The organism is Vibrio sp. R12-SG2-ISO1, from assembly GCF_059834045.1.
Window position 1 is genome coordinate 56,496 of record NZ_JCBDGO010000004.1, and the last position, 16,464, is coordinate 72,959.

General features: G+C 48.4%; 15 protein-coding genes and 1 pseudogene. 6 read left to right on the forward strand and 10 right to left on the reverse strand.

What is annotated here, in order from left to right:
• Nucleotides 1–83: 83 nt before the first annotated feature.
• Nucleotides 84–965, reverse strand: coding sequence for an NAD(P)-dependent oxidoreductase (locus AC6R10_RS04175; protein ID WP_334551681.1), 882 nt, complete (start codon nt 963–965; stop codon nt 84–86).
• 242 nt (nt 966–1,207) lie between these two features.
• The gene (soxR, locus tag AC6R10_RS04180) at nt 1,208–1,672 is read right to left on the reverse strand and encodes a redox-sensitive transcriptional activator SoxR (protein ID WP_500671547.1); all 465 of its coding nucleotides are present in this window, start codon (nt 1,670–1,672) and stop codon (nt 1,208–1,210) included.
• 125 nt (nt 1,673–1,797) lie between these two features.
• Between soxR and AC6R10_RS04185 the strand changes: the two genes are divergently transcribed.
• Nucleotides 1,798–3,039 (forward strand): MFS transporter, encoded by a 1,242-nt coding sequence (locus AC6R10_RS04185; protein ID WP_500671548.1) that lies wholly within the window; start codon nt 1,798–1,800, stop codon nt 3,037–3,039.
• Nucleotides 3,040–3,250: 211 nt separating this feature from the next.
• On the forward strand, nt 3,251–4,870 hold the full coding sequence (locus tag AC6R10_RS04190) for a methyl-accepting chemotaxis protein (RefSeq protein WP_500671549.1): 1,620 nt from the start codon (nt 3,251–3,253) through the stop codon (nt 4,868–4,870).
• Between the two features lie 53 nt (nt 4,871–4,923).
• Here AC6R10_RS04190 and AC6R10_RS04195 read toward each other — a convergent pair whose 3' ends face one another.
• Nucleotides 4,924–5,202, reverse strand: coding sequence for a peptidylprolyl isomerase (locus AC6R10_RS04195; protein ID WP_500671550.1), 279 nt, complete (start codon nt 5,200–5,202; stop codon nt 4,924–4,926).
• A 204-nt stretch (nt 5,203–5,406) separates the two neighbouring features.
• On the opposite strand from AC6R10_RS04195, the gene AC6R10_RS04200 reads away from it, so the two are divergent.
• Together AC6R10_RS04200 and AC6R10_RS04205 are read left to right on the forward strand one after the other, a co-directional pair.
• Nucleotides 5,407–6,342: a chemotaxis protein gene (locus AC6R10_RS04200; RefSeq protein WP_500671551.1), complete on the forward strand. Its 936-nt coding sequence runs from the start codon at nt 5,407–5,409 to the stop codon at nt 6,340–6,342.
• Nucleotides 6,343–6,526: 184 nt separating this feature from the next.
• A complete protein-coding gene (locus AC6R10_RS04205; protein WP_334552045.1) occupies nt 6,527–7,543 on the forward strand; it encodes a GGDEF domain-containing protein in 1,017 nt (338 codons plus the stop codon).
• Between the two features lie 152 nt (nt 7,544–7,695).
• On the opposite strand, the gene AC6R10_RS04210 is transcribed toward AC6R10_RS04205, so the two are convergent.
• The gene (locus tag AC6R10_RS04210) at nt 7,696–8,628 is read right to left on the reverse strand and encodes an exopolyphosphatase (protein WP_500671552.1); all 933 of its coding nucleotides are present in this window, start codon (nt 8,626–8,628) and stop codon (nt 7,696–7,698) included.
• Nucleotides 8,629–8,826: 198 nt separating this feature from the next.
• Between AC6R10_RS04210 and AC6R10_RS04215 the strand changes: the two genes are divergently transcribed.
• Nucleotides 8,827–9,084 (forward strand): putative hemolysin, encoded by a 258-nt coding sequence (locus tag AC6R10_RS04215; RefSeq protein ID WP_500626685.1) that lies wholly within the window; start codon nt 8,827–8,829, stop codon nt 9,082–9,084.
• A gap of 41 nt (nt 9,085–9,125) precedes the next feature.
• Here AC6R10_RS04215 and AC6R10_RS04220 read toward each other — a convergent pair.
• Nucleotides 9,126–9,317 (reverse strand): annotated as a pseudogene (locus tag AC6R10_RS04220) (hypothetical protein); the annotation flags it as partial.
• An 86-nt stretch (nt 9,318–9,403) separates the two neighbouring features.
• On the reverse strand, nt 9,404–10,276 hold the full coding sequence (locus AC6R10_RS04225; RefSeq protein WP_500671553.1) for a YdcF family protein: 873 nt from the start codon (nt 10,274–10,276) through the stop codon (nt 9,404–9,406).
• Nucleotides 10,277–10,496: 220 nt separating this feature from the next.
• On the opposite strand from AC6R10_RS04225, the gene AC6R10_RS04230 reads away from it, so the two are divergent.
• The gene (locus AC6R10_RS04230; protein ID WP_500671554.1) at nt 10,497–11,864 is read left to right on the forward strand and encodes an L-serine ammonia-lyase; all 1,368 of its coding nucleotides are present in this window, start codon (nt 10,497–10,499) and stop codon (nt 11,862–11,864) included.
• Nucleotides 11,865–11,897: 33 nt separating this feature from the next.
• Here the strand turns inward: AC6R10_RS04230 and yjjG are convergent, their stop codons facing one another.
• The 4 genes from yjjG to AC6R10_RS04250 form a co-directional block, all read right to left on the reverse strand.
• Entirely contained in the window at nt 11,898–12,572 is a 675-nt protein-coding gene (gene yjjG / locus AC6R10_RS04235; RefSeq protein WP_500671555.1) for a pyrimidine 5'-nucleotidase, read from the reverse strand.
• Between the two features lie 333 nt (nt 12,573–12,905).
• On the reverse strand, nt 12,906–14,474 hold the full coding sequence (locus AC6R10_RS04240; protein WP_500671556.1) for an ATP-binding cassette domain-containing protein: 1,569 nt from the start codon (nt 14,472–14,474) through the stop codon (nt 12,906–12,908).
• Nucleotides 14,475–14,839: 365 nt separating this feature from the next.
• Entirely contained in the window at nt 14,840–15,538 is a 699-nt protein-coding gene (locus AC6R10_RS04245) for an HAD family hydrolase (protein WP_500671557.1), read from the reverse strand.
• A 16-nt stretch (nt 15,539–15,554) separates the two neighbouring features.
• Nucleotides 15,555–16,457 carry an EamA family transporter gene (locus AC6R10_RS04250; protein WP_500626691.1) on the reverse strand — a complete coding sequence of 301 codons (903 nt, stop codon included), beginning with the start codon at nt 16,455–16,457 and terminating at the stop codon, nt 15,555–15,557.
• Nucleotides 16,458–16,464: the final 7 nt, after the last annotated feature.

Here is a 16,464-nt window from a genome sequence, read left to right on the forward strand (position 1 = left end):
CTCTGCTAACTGGCGTTGACATGTCCAAGCGATGTATAAACAAAAACAGCGGCCATTGGCCGCTGTTTTCACATCATCATTGATTACTTCTTCAGTTGAGTGAAGTAGTCAAAGATAACCGGTACGTCGTTTTGACCTAGGCCAGCGTCAACCGCTGCTTGTAGGCTCTTTGACGTGCCTTGAGCGATGAGAGACTCAGTGCCTAGCTCTTCACATAGCGCAAGGAAGTAACCAAGGTCTTTGTTTGCGTTCGCTACAGAGAAGCCCAGTTTTTCTTCGCCATCAACAGCGTAGAACTTACAGAACTGCATGAATGGTGAGTTAGATGGACCTGCAGACATGATGTCAAACAATTGTTGGCCGTCTACACCTGCAAGCTTAGCAACAGCGAATGCTTGAGACATTGTCGCAACCGTTGTCATACCCATGAAGTTGTTAACAAGCTTAGTCACGTGACCTGAACCTAGTGCGCCTAGGTAGAAGACGTTTTCGCCTTGCTCGTCAAGAACAGGCTTCACTTTGTTGAATGTTTCGATATCGCCTGCTGCCATGATGTTCAAAAGACCATCTTTCGCGTGTGCAGGTGTACGACCTAGAGGTGCGTCAATCATACCCGCGCCTTTCTCAGCAAGGTCAGCACCAATCTTCTTAGTCGAAGCTGGGATAGAAGTACCAAAGTCGATGAGCGTTTTGCCTTCAGACATACCCGCTAGGATACCCGCTTCACCGTAAACCACTTTCTCAACCACTTCAGAAGTCGTCAGACATAGCATTACGATGTCACTTTTCTCAGCCAGTTCTTTACCAGACGTCGCTTCAGAGGCGTTGCCACGAGCAAGAACAGCAGCGACTGCGTCTTTGTTAAGATCCATAACGTTAACTTCGTAGCCACGGTTTTGTAGGTTCTCAACCATGTTGCCGCCCATAAGGCCAAGACCGATGAAACCAATTACAGGTTTAGTCATTTCAGACTCCTAAATGCAATATTGTATGATTATATGATGTGGTCGTAGAATACCGCTCATGAGCGGCTAACGCAATCCTTGATTCAATAAAAATTGCGGTAAAGCCTTAGAATTGTGAACTCAATCAGAATGAGACAGTGTTTTAAAACACAAACATTGCCGAGAAAAAAGAAGAAAAAATCACACCAATGAATCGTAGAAAACGCTTATTTGTGTGACCAAATGATGGGAATTGTCCGCCTTTAGCGCTCGTCATCTAACACAGGTGACCAGTTTTCAGGATCGGTCAGCCGCGTTTCACTCGGCGATGCTTGCGCTCGAATGTCACTTGGGTTGTAAATAGCGCAACTCTCCATCGACAAACAGCCACAACCAATACACCCACCTAAGTCCTGTTGCAGCGCTTTCATCTGCAAGATGCGGTGCTCAAGCAGTTGATGCCACCCTGACGCCATCACTTGCCAATGTTGCCGATTGGGCGCTTGGTGGTGTGGAAGGTGGGCAAACGATGCCGCGATCTCCTCCAAGGTCAGTCCAACTTGCTGAGCGGCTTTAATGATGGCAACACGTCGCAGCACACTTCGATGATATCGGCGCTGGTTCCCAGCGTTACGCCAACTGAAGATAAGCCCTTTCTGCTCATAAAAATGTAACGCCGACACCGCAACACCTGAACGTTTAGCGACCTCTCCGACCGTCAGTTCCATCTTGGCTCCTTAATTCACTCGAACGTTATCGACTCAAATGAAAAATAACGCTTTACCTAAAGTTAACTTGAGGTTTTATAGTAGCAGCAACTGATCAATATTGGTACACAGAAAGGAACACCACAATGACATTACACGGACGCAATAAGACCACTCCCTACCTAACCGGACGCTTTTTTGATGGCATTTCTTCTGGGCTATTTATGATGGCTCTGCCTTGGCTCATGCTGCAATCGGACAATATGGGCACCTTTGTCGCCTTAGTGGCACTCACTTGTACTGGTCTCTCATTTTTCTTAACGCCCTTCTTTTCAACCATGATTGACCGCCATTCACGCAAAACAATCTTAGTGATGGTCCAATGGGTGCAAGCCATCTGCGCCGCGCTGGTGATGATCCTGTCATACCACGGCATGCAATCCCCATGGCTATTGGCACTCGCGCAACTGGTGTTTTGGGTCTCGAGCAATCTGGCTTGGTCTACCAACAATGCGTTTACCCAAGAAAATTATGATCACCATGAGTACGCCGCAATTTCAGGACAACAAGAGATCATAATGCAAGGCACCACGCTAGGTGCTGGCGCGTTAGGTATTGTGCTCCTCGAGCAATGGGGAATTATCGAATTCTCAGCTTTTGCCATCTTGGCATCCACATTGGCGGGTATCAGTTACCTGGTGACACCCTATCGACAAGCGTTTCGCGCCGAACGTAAAGTACGCTTTTGGCAACAACTGGTCGAAAGCCGCTCCATTGTGCTTTCTGAACCACGCTTTTACGCCTTCTTGATGCTCTCTTCTCTCTCCTACCCCATTTTGACTTACTTGGGAAAGTTGGTGCCGATCTGGTTTGCACAGCAGAACATCGCTGGGCACTGGCTCGCGGGCTACAACATGGCGTTTGGGATTGGCTCGCTGCTCACGGGACTCATCGTACACAAATTACTGACCCGTCGCGCCTTACCCCGCACCATGCTGCTTGCCATGTCGTTCAGTAGTGTGATGGTGCTAGGGATGAGCATCTCATTAAGCCCAGCGACCTTGCTTGTCTTCACCTTGTTATTTGGCCTTTTTAATGCGTTAAATCGAATCGCGCGAACGAACTGGATGCACCACACCATCGCCATCCATCAACGAGGCCGCGCCGACGGTGCATTGCAAATGTTTGCCACTCTAACCCAGAGTATGAGCTATGTGCTGATCGCTTTGCTCAGTCATGCCCAGTGGATCGAACTGGGGTTCTTACTCGCTGCAATCACCATGGGCGGAGCGACCCTCGCCATGCGTTGGCTACTGACTCATGCACCAGAGTCCAGCGTTATGAACGCGTCTATTAAGAGAGGAGAGGTGTCTGCCACCGCAATGTGATCAAAAGCAACTTATTGCTGTGCAATTATGCAAAAGCATTTAAAACATGACACAAAACAATATGCCCAGCTAGCACATGGTTAGCATGCTACAAAATCATGGTAAAAAACCATGCAAAAAATACGTTATCAGCACGGCGCAAAGAGATAACTAAGCGCCCAAGCCGATACAAACAACACTCTTAGATAATTAACAACGAAAGTGGCTAACCATGAAATTAAGCAACCTGTCGATTAAGGCAAAACTGACCTCGGTCGTTTTGCTCTCCATACTCCTTATCCTGATCGCTTGCGTCTACAACTTGCAATTGCAGCGCACGACGTCACTACTCGAGCGCGAAGACAAACTCAGTGCACAAGTGGAAGCGGCGGTGTCTCTTGTCGATCACTATTATCAGCAGCGCACAGAACTGGGGGACGAGCGCGCCAAACAACAAGCGCTGAGCGCGCTGCAAGCACTGCGTTACGATCAAGACAACTACTTCTGGGTATTAAATCAGCAACTAACAGTCGTCATGCACCCTATAAAACCGGAACTTGACGGCAAAAGCGCGGCAGATTTCAAAGATGGCGGCGGTAAATATCACTGGCGAGAAATGGTCGACATCTCACGTACCCCGGCACAAAAAGGCTTTCTCGACTACCAATGGCTAAGCCCAGAAAAACAGCTCAAGGATAAGATCTCCTACGTGCAGTTGTTCCCAGAGTGGAACTGGATCCTTGGCTCTGGCCTGTTAGTCGCAGACATTGATGACGCTTTCTACGCAACGGCCACCAAACAAGGCGGTGTCGCCGTCGTCATTTTTGGTCTGCTGTTGATGTCCGGCTTTGCCGTATCACGCAATATTCTAATGCCACTCACCACTTTGATTGATAGCACACATAAGATCGCCGACGGTGATCTGCGCATACGCATGAACATGACACGCAAAGATGAACTGGGCGATGTCAGTCAGCAAATCGATAAAATGCTCGACAAACTGCAAGCAACCCTACGCGCAGCGCATGACTCAGCCACTCAATCGAGCACGATGGCGAGCCACATCGCCCAAGCGAGTGAGGAAGCCGCCACCAGCGTCAACGCTCAACACACGCAACTGGAGATGCTCTCGACTGCCATGACGGAGATGTCTGCGACCATATCCGATGTGGCCAACAACGCAGAAAACACCTCAAGCAGCACGTTGCGAGTCGTCAATCACGCAACAGAGAACGATCGCACGATGGCACAAACCTCTGAAGCGATTTCTGCCGTGTCTCACGACATCGCTACTTCTCACGCGCTCGTCACCGAACTTCAATCGGGCGTCGATGAGATCAGTAAAGTGGTCGAAGTGATTCGTGATGTTTCAGAGCAGACCAACCTCCTCGCGCTCAACGCCGCCATTGAAGCCGCGCGCGCCGGAGAACAAGGCCGAGGGTTTGCCGTTGTCGCCGATGAAGTGCGCAATCTAGCCAGTCGCACACAACAATCGACCAATGAGGTGCAAGACACTATCTCGAAATTAACCCAACAAGCGCAACGCACCTTTGAAGCCATGCAAAACAGCAACAAGATGGTCGAACAAAGCGTGGCCTCCTCGGTGAAAACACGTGAGCAGATCAAAACCATTCTCGATGAAATGCACAACGCCAACGACAGGGTCGCACAAATCGCCGCCGCGTCCGAGCAGCAAAGTTCCGTCGCCACCGAGATGAATGAAAACGTCACCGGTATCCATCTTGCCGCCAACGAAGTGATGCAAGCCTCACAATCGCTCGCAAAAGACAGTCAACACATGGCCGAAACTGCCGAACATTTATCGGCGCAGTTGCAGTATTTTAAGGTGTAGGTGTGTTAGGTAGGATCAGTTCGATGCATCGCTGAGTTATAACAAGCAACAAATTAGGTCCGGTATAGCACTTTCACCACGTGCCAACCAAATTTGGTTTTCACTAGGTGCGGGACCAGTGTCTCACCCTGAAAACAGACTTTGTCAAACTGAGGCACCATCTGACCGCGGCGGAATTCACCAAGATCACCGCCGCGTCTGCCAGATGGACAGGTGGAGTACTTCTTTGCCAGCGTCTGGAATTTCGCGCCTTTTTTCAACTGTTTAATGATGTCTTCGGCTTGCTCTTTGTGCTTAACCAGAATGTGGAGTGCGGCGGCAGTGTTGGCCATAGTCCAAACCTCAATGTTAGGTAGATTTCAACGGAGCGTGATTGTAACCAAACAAAATGAGATCTTCACCCCATGTTTGAACCTTGAGTGTCATTAATACTGCGAATGCCATTCAAGTAAGACTAAATTTGCCCGATATCATTGAACCTACCTCAAGATCCATTACCATTTATTAGGTAGAGACCCAACGAGAGTATGAAGTAAATGGTGAAAACTCCGAGTAAAGCAAACCAGTCACAAGGCATGTTGATGTTCACCTTGACCAGCAACAAACAACTGTTTGCGATCGGCACACTAAAAGTACGCGAAATCGTCCCTTTTCAGCCAACCACTCAAATACCCTACTCGCATCATCATGTGATTGGCACTGTGACCATTCGCAACAAGACCATTCCTGTGATTAATATGCCGGCCGCGATTGGCTTTCGTCCTATTCAGCCGGAGGAATACAACGATTGCTACCTGATCGTGACCGATTGTCTGCGTACTGTCGTGGCGTTTATGGTGCGCTCGATTGAAAAAATTATCGAATGTGACTGGAAGGCAATCGAATCGGCACCCAAAAGTGCCGGCAACAATGTGTTTGTCACGGGGATCACACGCTATCAAGACAAAATTGTGCAGATGTTGGATGTTGAGCTGCTGCTCGCCAAGATTTACCCGCAGTACGAATCAACCAAAATTCCAATGCTCACAGACATTGAGCGCGAGCGCCTGAAAGCGCTCAATATCTTGTTGGTGGATGACTCTTCCATTGCACGTAAGCAACTGGGGGATGCGCTCGACAGCATAAATATCCCTTACAAGATTTGTAACAATGGACTCGATGCATTGCAGTTGATGCGTGAAGAGGCCGCGCGCGGCAAACCGATTGAACTCTTGGTGAGCGACATCGAAATGCCGGGCCTGGATGGCTACGAACTGGCGTTTGAAACGCAAAGCGAGCAGCAGCTTAGCCGAGTGTATATTATTTTGCATACCTCTTTATCGAGTGAAATCTGTGTTGATAGAGCGCATCAAGTCGGCGCCCATGAAGCGTTAGAGAAGTTCAATGCCGCGGACCTGATTAAGGCGATGCTGCGCGGGGCGGCCAAACTGGAAGAGGGAAACGTGCGCAACGCCGATGCGGTCAGTATATGAGCAAAGTGATGATTTAAACGCCAAGCGCTCAATTCGGCTGTTATTTTTACCCGGTATGCATCACGCATTTTCATGAATGGCCTAAATAAAAACTCGTTAATTTTAATAAATTTAGGCATCATTCATTAATATCCACTAATCTTATTTTAAGACTCCTGTTACGGCTAAGAACTATACAACAACGATGACAGACGAAGATTTCAAAAAGTCGACGGCGAATTTGAAAAAAGCGGTGCCCCTGATGATGAAACATCATGTTGCGGCCACGCCCTCAAACTATGCGCTTTGGTACACTTATGTAGATAATGCGATTCCCAGATTGAATCGTGAACTCGATGCCGTGCTAGAAAACTATGGCATCTGCCCACCCGCTACCTGCGAGCAACTCTACAAAACCCATGTGGCAGGCCAAGTCGAAACCGACATGAGCAACCTGCGAGCCAATATCGAAATATTGGTCAATGAGGTAGCGAGCTCAGTCAGCGATACGCTCACCGACACCTCTCAGTTTTCGCAAATGATAGACAAAAGCTTTGAGAGCTTAGAGCGAGTCGATGGTAACTCGATGACCATCGACGAAGTGATGAAAGTGGTGCGCCAATTGGTGTCGGACTCCCATGAAATTCGTCATTCAACCCGTTTTTTAAACAGCCAACTTGAGACAGCGACCGCTGAAATCAATTTGCTCAAAGCACAGTTGGCCGAAGTGCAGCAAGACGCCCTGTTTGACTCACTCACGAGCCTCTACAACCGGCGCGCATTTGATAATGATCTTCGTACCCTTATTCGCTCCGAGCAGAGTATGTGCCTAATTCTGGCCGATATTGACCATTTTAAAGGCTATAACGACACCTACGGCCACTTGTTTGGTGACACGGTCATCAAAGGCATCGCAAAGCGCATCCAATTAAGCTGCCGAGAAGGAATCCATGCCTATCGCTTTGGCGGTGAAGAGTTCGCCTTGATCGTACCCAATAAGTCACTAAGGATCGCCAGACAGTTCGCCGATAGCCTACGCCGCGCGGTAGAAAAGCTCTCTATCCGTGACAAGCGCTCTAACAAACCGGTAGGTAACATTACCATGTCACTCGGCGTTGCAGAGTTTGAAGTGGGTGAAAGTGCAGAGTCGTTAATTGGCCGAGCCGACGGCCTGCTCTACGAAGCAAAACAGCTCGGACGCAACCGTGTGATGCCGCTTTAAGCGCTGGATGATCTGTGTGCGTGTCCCTTCTCCTGATTGACACTGTTCATCTTGTTGGCAACGGGTTTTCGATAACACGTAACGCCTAATGACAAGCCCCGCTCTACGTAGCGGGGCTTGTATTATCTACCTATCGTGATCAACCTTTAACCCTAACCGTCTGCAGTGATCGCCGCGATCAGTGCCTGTTCGACTTGATCGGCTTTGTCATTGTCGATTTGGCAGGTTCCAGCCGCTTTGTGGCCACCACCGCCGTATTTCAGCATCAGTTCACCGACATTGGTTTTAGAGCTGCGGTCAAAGATGGACTTGCCCGTCGCGAAGACGGTGTTTTGTTTTTTGAATCCCCACATCTTGTGAATCGAGATGTTGCATTGTGGGAATAGCGCATAAATCATAAAGCGGTTGCCCGCATAGATGGTCTCTTCATTGGTGAGGTCAAGCAGCACCAAGTTGTCGTAAACCGTGGCGCAGCGCATGATCTGCTCTTTGAACAGGGCTTCGTGCTCGCGATACAAATCAATACGCTCTTTGACATCAGGCAGCGCAAGAATGTCGTCAATAGTGTGATTTTTACAGTATTCGATCAGATCCATCATTAGGTTGTAATTGGAAATGCGAAACTCGCGAAAGCGGCCTAAGCCCGTGCGGGCATCCATGAGGAAATTGAGCAAGTTCCATCCGGTCGAATCTAACACCTCATCTCGATTGAATTGAGCGGAATCACCCTTATCGACGGCTTCCATCATATCTGTCCAGTGTGATGGGAAGACCGCCTCCCCACCGTAGTAATCCCACACCACACGCGCGGCAGAAGGCGCATTAGGGTCAATAATATGATTGGGGCGCTCGCCCGCGTTGCGAATCGTCTCGGACAAGTGGTGGTCAAAAATCAAATGAGCGTCTGCCACATAGGGCAAGTTCGTCACAATATCGTTTGGAGTTATGTCAACAAGACCATCTTGCATGTCTTTTGGGTGTACGAACTTGATATCGTCAATCAAATTAAGCTGCTTCAATAACACCGCGCATACTAGACCATCAAAATCACTGCGAGTAACAAGTCGATATGTTTGTTCGGACATCTTGGTTTCCTTTGCCTACTGTCTAAATGGGAAGACCTTCCCTGCTGCTTCTTAAACTTTAGTACCAACAGAGCAAGGATGAAAACCGTTAACTTAATAAAATTTGGAGTAAAACATCCTTTTGGCAAAGTTAAGACACGTTTCTTTAGGTAATCTTCTATACTCGATATGCATCTAATTGAAATTTGGAGATATTACATGAGAAATGCCGCTTTGCTTTTGACATTGCTTGGCGCCGCTGTGCTCACCGGTTGTGCCAATGAACCCGACGAATATGAAGTGAAAGAGTACACATCCATCGCAAATCCAGCCGCTGTCTACTGTGTTCAGCAGCAAGGTGAACTAGATACCGTGAGCGAAAACGACAAACGCGTTACCTACTGTGTGTTGCCAGATGGCAGTCGACAAGAGCAATGGGAATACTATCGAGAGAGTCAGCAACAGCAAAGCCAGTAAACGCCTCCTTAGGAGAAGAGCGCTAGATTAGGCGCTCTTCTTTATTTCAGATAGGGCAAGCTAGACTCAATCGCAATCGCATCATGACGCCAATACTCAATATCAGTGAAAACCGGCTCTCCTGCACTATTCAGATAAACCTTCTCTAACACCAACGCGGACGTACCAACCGTTGCGCGTAGGGCTTGAGCGATCTCACCATGCAGCGCGCTCATACGAATGGCGTAGCTTTCTCTACCTGCTGGACAATCGCCTGCTTAATGGTTACGTACTGCACTTTCTCTCCCTTCTCCCTCTCCCTCTTCGTTTCGCTGTCAGTTTAAGCGCCCTTGTCCGGGAAAGAAAGCTCGCTAAAGTCATGTGATTGTTCTGGATCCCAATGGCAATTGAGCGCTTTAAGGGACTGATCAAAGCAATTTAACGCACCATTAAGCTGCAAAATAGAGGTCGCCTCTCTCGTGAAGCGCAGCGCCTCCTCTAACTGAGATAACAGCGCCGCCCCAACTCTGTCTCGCGTCAACGATTGGAGCTGTTCGAGTGCTTGATGCGCCTGTTGCTCACAATATCGACGCCTCGGACAAGGATGAAAATCAATCTTGCCTGCCACTACCCCTTCTAAGTAAACACGGTAGGTCGTCAACGCATCACAGAGCAAAAACCCGTCACCTTGTTTTGGGTATGGGTACGGTGCCAAGACATGAGCGTCCGCTTGCGGGCAAATAGTGATGCTTAGTCCTTGCCGAGCACACTCTCGCGTCATCATGCCTAGCAGACCCTGCTCAGGGAGCCAGTGTTCAATCTCAAAAATACGCTTGAGGTGATAATCGGTGGAGACAAATAAAATGTTGAGAGGAGTACTTCCCCCTACTAAGCCACTTTTCACCAAGGTGTTCGCGGCATTGGCAACATTTTCGATGGTATTGGTGGATGTATCCTCAACCAAGAGCCGATCTTTAGGCAGGCTGGCCCAAAACGAATCGGGCGCACGCTGACCGAGTGCTTCGCACATCGCGTTTGCCTCTGAGGCCGTTTGCCCTGACGTTCGACCGCCACAGAGCACCACGACACTCTGCGCAAGGTTCAATTGTTCTGCCTGATGGATCAACGCATCGATTCTTGATTGCCCTTCGAGCGTCAACTGATTGTTGACCAAGCGCTTTCCCAACACAATGACGGCATGAGATATATTCATCAATCGTTAACTTCTCAACTTTTTATTCTAGATATTAATAATCTCTGTACAAAGTTTCGCTCAGTGCGTAGCGTAAAGCAGACTATTCTAAAAGCAGCTAGAATAAGTAAAGATCAGTGATACTCGTACAGCTTACTCACGGCGCACCGCTGGAGAACGTGGCACAACGAGTACAACAATAAGAGAGCCTGAAACCACAGGTCAATAGGAAGTGATGAACATGCTGTCAATTTTCGACATATTTAAAATTGGCGTGGGCCCATCGAGCTCACACACCAACGGACCCATGCTAGCGGGGTATCAATTTACCCAAGCGTTAGACGAGCAGCTCAACCACACCTCTCGGGTGCAGGTGGACTTATATGGCTCACTCTCATTGACGGGTAAAGGCCACCACACGGATAAGGCCGTCATTCTCGGCTTACTGGGTAACCGCCCCGACACCATAAAAATGACCAGCGCCAAAGCCTTATTGCAACAAGCGATGGACGAGCAACAGCTATTACTTGCGGGTCGCCAAACCATCGCGTTTCATTACCAAGGGGATATTCTGTTCCACGATGACAGCCTGCCTTTGCATGAAAATGGCATGACCATCTCTGCTTTCGATGAAACGGGCGCCATACTGCTTAAAGAGACCTACTACTCGATAGGCGGCGGCTTTATCGCAACGGAAGATGAACTGACCAACGGTAGCAAAACAACCCCCGTTACCGTGCCGTTTCCTTTTAAGAGCGCCGATCAAATGCTCCAGATGGCGGAGCAACATGGATTGAGCCTCGGTGGAATGGTGCTGCAAAATGAATTGTGCTTCTTCTCTGGCCAAGAGATTGACGAAAAAGCCGAGCAAATTTGGAAAGTGATGACGCTGTGCATGCAACGAGGCTTTGATACCGAAGGCATCCTTGAAGGTGGCCTGAACGTAACGAGACGCGCGCCAAACTTGCTTAAAAAGCTGGAAGCCAACGCCGCCGTGGAAAATGACCCAATGGAAATCATGGATTGGATCAACTTGTTTGCCTTCGCTGTCAGTGAAGAAAACGCCGCCGGTGGCCAAGTGGTGACATCGCCAACTAACGGCGCAGCAGGCGTCATTCCCGCCGTACTCATGTACTACCACCGTTTTATCAAGGAATTAAACCTCAAACAGATCAAAGACTTCTTGGCCGTGTCCGGCGCTATCGGCATTTTGTATAAAACCAATGCGTCCATTTCAGGTGCAGAAGTGGGCTGCCAAGGTGAAGTCGGCGTATCGTCGTCCATGGCGGCGGCGGGCTTAACCGCGCTTCGAGGAGGCAGCAATGAACAGATTTGCATTGCGGCCGAAATCGCGATGGAACACTCCTTGGGTATGACCTGCGACCCGATTGGCGGTTTGGTGCAAGTCCCATGTATCGAGCGCAACGCCATGGGTGCAATGAAGGCCATTAACGCCTCTAGAATGGCGCTCAAGCGAACCAGCAAATGCCTGATTTCTCTGGATAAGGTGATTGCGACCATGTATCAAACCGGCAAAGACATGAATCGTAAATATCGCGAAACCTCACTCGGTGGTTTGGCTGTGATTCACATGGCGCCGTGTGAATAGCCCTAAGGCTAAGTCTCCACTCTGAATGCCCTATTACGCCAACAATATCGCTTTGAGATCAAACAGAGACTCTACGGTATAGTTTGGCGTAATGCCTTCTACGCTCGGTAAGCAATGTGTGTTGAGCCAACAAGTCTCAATACCAAAATTGATTCCGCCCAAGATGTCTGAATGAGGGTTATCGCCCACCATAAGGACTTTGCTTTTACACGGCTGCGCCATTTTTTCATGGGCGTGCGCAAAGATCGCCAGATCAGGTTTGGCTACGCCGACTTCTTCCGAGATGATCACGTGTTCAAAGTATTCACTCATGCCAGTGCGTTCAAGTCGAATCGCTTGCAACTCGGTAAAGCCGTTGGTGATGATGCCAAGCTTTGCGCGCCCATTCAGCGCTTCCATCAGCTCTTTTGCGCCGGGAAGTAATGTGCAGATATCTGCCATCGCTTCAAGAAACGCACGGTTAAGCTCTGCGGTAGTGGTGTTCAGTTTTTGCGCCCACTCAACAAATCGTGTGTGTTTCAGCTCATCAGCGTTAATTTGCCCCTCTTGGTACTTGACCCAAAGCGGCTTATTGATGGCTTGGTAGTAGTCATAATCCTGCTCGGTAAACACTACACCCTTACGCGAAAACATCAATTGCATGCCTTTGAAGGCATCAAAATGGAACAGGGTGTCATCGGCATCAAACAAGATCCAATCGTATTTCATTCTTCTCTCCTCTCTCGTTGGCCGCTAGTGTAGATTGTTTTGGCATAAATGCAGCTGCTAAATTGACTTCTATGACTTAGCTCAATACCCTGCCCTTCAGTGTGGTAAACACTCGACCTATCCTTTTATTAACATGAGCAGCTAGTATGAAACATTTTCTTCCATCCAGTGTTATGCTTACTCCGTTTGTTGTTAAATACTATGAACCACAAGAAGAGGAGGATCAAAACCTTGCCCCTCTGGAGAACACAAACCAAGAAGAACGAAAAGAGGAAAGCGCCTAACGCTCATCCCTCTCTATGTTAAGTTGATGCAGCTCTCTGACTTGGCGCGCTACTCACCAATCTGCCATTCAACCCCTGCGTCCGAAGCAAAATCGTCATCGTGAGTCACCAATAAAAATCCCCCGGGATACTCATTGAGTGCACGCGATAAATCTTGTTTCGAGTCGAGATCAAGATGGTTGTCAGGTTCATCAAGCAGAAGAAAGGGCTGATTGAGTTGGTGACTGACAATTAACATCGCCAGTTTCATTTTCTCGCCGCCGCTTAATACATCCGCCAACCGAAAGACAGTGTCACGCCGAAAACCTACACCAGCCAACAGAGTGCGAGCCTTCATTTCCGTCATACCCTGGCACTGTGTTAACAGGTTATCAAGCATAGAGCGATCGCCTTTTAACGCCGCAAAGTGCTGGTCTAGATAATAGAACTCAGTATTGATTCTAAGCTGCCCGTCACGCAGTGCGTACTCACCGAGTAGGGTTTTGAGCAAGGTTGATTTGCCGCTGCCATTGTCGCCAACTAGCCGTACCTTATCGTTAGCGGTTAAGCGCAGTGTCATCGGCTCTGAGCGACCATACGCTAAGACGGCATTTTCCATCATCACGACCGATTTATCGCGAACCTTTCTCTCGGTGAGATAAAATGTCTGCGCTCGGTTCTCCTCATACCTTGAAGTTAGCGCTTGCTGCGTCTCATCGAGATAGGTTTGTCGGTGCTGCTCATTTTTATTACGGTTTGAGGCACGAGCCGTCGCTTTGTCCTTTTTACCATCGAGCAAAATCTTAGGCTGACTGCCACCGCGGCGAAGCCGGTTGCCTTGTGCGGCTCTTTGCTCCGCTTTCTCCCGGTTACGTTGCGCCTCCTCCTTGAGCTGTTTTTGCTGCTTTTTGAGATGGGATAATTGCCGCTCAACCGCATTTTTTTCAACGCGTTGCTGCTCGGCATAGTGATCGCAATTACCACCATAGATATTCATCCCTAGGCTCGATAGCGCCCATATTTCATCCATCTCCCGCAATAACGAACGGTCATGACTGATGACTAACACCGCCCCTGAATACTGCCTGATTTGCGCAATTAGCCATCGCTTCGCCTTGATATCGAGGTGATTAGAGGGCTCATCGAGGATCAATAATTCCGCCTGTGATTCAAACCGTTGCCAAAGCTGAAGACGAGCCAATTGACCACCACTAAGCTGAGCACATAGCATCTGTGGCTTAGGTGGCAAGCCCAATAGAACCAGTTGCTCAGATAGGCGCTGCGGCAAGTCCCACTCCTCACCGACTTGTTCAAACCACTGCGTGTCGCACTCGCCATTTTCAATCCGCTCAAGCGCCTCGAAAATGGCGTGCTTACCCAAAAATTGGGCAATGGTAAGCTCCCCGCTCACTAGTCCGCCCGCGTGTTGGCGATAGATTGCTGTCTTTTGCGGAGACATCACATGGCCAGAGCTAGGCGCTACCTCACCTAACAGAATTGAGGCTAACATGGATTTTCCGACCCCATTACGCCCGACAAGCCCAACGCGGGATTTGGTCATCGAAAAAGTTAAAGAATCAAACAGTGGCTCACCATTTTCAAATTGGTAACTCACTGAACTTGCTCGTAAAAATGGCATAACAATGCCTCCTGTTGTAACAGGGGCCTTCGCCGCAGCAATAGATAACCGAATGTGTGCAATAAGCGAATTCGTTCTTTGAGGATAGAAATCCTAAACGACACGAACAGCAAATAGTTGATAGTGAGCTACGCCGACTAACCCTGTGAATCCAAAAAACCGATGTGATATGGAAGCAGGTTTAGTTGTTCATCGCGGCGCAATCTCCGATAGAAGTGATGTGGGAAGAGTAGCCCAATGACCAAAGTTGGGTCAAGCCTTGTGAATGAGCCACTGGAAGAGTCGTGAGCCACCACTGAGAATAAGCGAGCAATAGGCTCGCTTTTCTCCATTCGATGAGCGGCATGCTTACAGCCGCTCATCGATTATTTGGCAACCACACCATAAGTATTACGCCCATATTGGGTCCCCCAACACAATATGGGCCAATTGCGCTCTGCCCCTATGATTCTTAGTTTAGGGCATGGATTAACAAGGTAGGTGTAGTCCGCATACTCACACAATGGCAAGTCATTTATGGAGTCTGTAAAAAAGTGAATCTCCGAAAAAGACTGTTTCGTTTCCTTCACCCACTGCTCTAGTCGAGCGACCTTACCCTCGCGATACGTCGCTATGCCGTTTATTTGTGCACTGTAGCAAGCGTGCTGCTCTACCAAATCAATACCCAGAGCAGTTTTAATACCTAAGCAACGCGCTATAACTTCGACTAGAAAAGTGACACTAGCTGAAATAATGATCAACTCTGCGTGTTCGCGTACTAGTTTTTCAATTAGTACCTTAGATTGCGTAAACTGCTTGGGAAGAATATAGCGTTGTACACACTCTTCAACCCAATCACTAACTTGCGCTTTTGGAATAGCCGTAAGCGGTGCTAAAGAAAAATCTAAGTAACACTGCATATCTAACTCTCCTTTTGCATATAGATTCATTAAACGCTTGTCTTCGTCAATAAAGTTATGATCCGTTACAATACCTTTCTCGACTAAAAACTCGTTCCAAATCATAGAGCAGTCGGCATTGATGAGAGTTTCATCCAAATCAAATACATACAAAGGTTTAGACATTTCTTTCTCCAATTAGTCATTTCAGAGCATGAATCAAACCTGTTATCACTAGGACGATTCCTACAGAACGAGTTCGATACCACCTCTCTCCCAAGATATAGATCCCCATAAACAGTCCAAACACAATGCTGATTTGCCTCAGTGCCACCACTAAACTCACATTGTCTGTCATGGTCACCGCATACAACACCAAGCCGTAGGTGGATGCCATCATTACCCCTGCCATGCTGGCTGTTTTTCGGATCTGCCACGCTGTCTTAATCTCATCTGGCTTGCCTGTAACCAAGCACCACACAAGGGCAGGAATACCTATCGCCCAAAACTGCACGCCTAAGTAAAAGATCGCACTGTACTGATCATTCAAAATCTCTGATGCTTGTTCTGTGAGTAAACTCAGCGCTTCTTTGTCGACCACCGAGTAACCCGTTGTGCCTATTGCGGCAATCAATGCCCAGAACACACCAACGTTCAAATAAGAGCCCAGCGTCATTTGGCGAAAGTTTGTCAGTGGTACCAGCATACAACCAAAGGTAATCAGCAAGAATCCGAGCCACTGCTGACTGGATAATTCATGCCCCAATGCCACACTGATTGCGCCAACCATCATCACAGGCAGTGCCCGAGCAATCGGATAAACCACACCCACGTCTGCGTGCTTATAAGCGACAATCAAACCGACCAGATAGACCATTTGTGAAATGCCGCTAATGAACAGCAATCCCCAAAATTCACTCGGTAATGATGTCCAGCCAATGGTCGCCAAATACCAAATCAGATAAGGGGTAAGAATGGCACAGGCAGAAAAGCTGGCCGCCATCGTAAACGCAAGTCCAGAGCCTGAGTTACTTTTACCAAGGATATTCCAGCCCGCATGGAGAACAGCAGAAAAAACGACGAGAACAATCGCCAACAAATCCATTTCAATG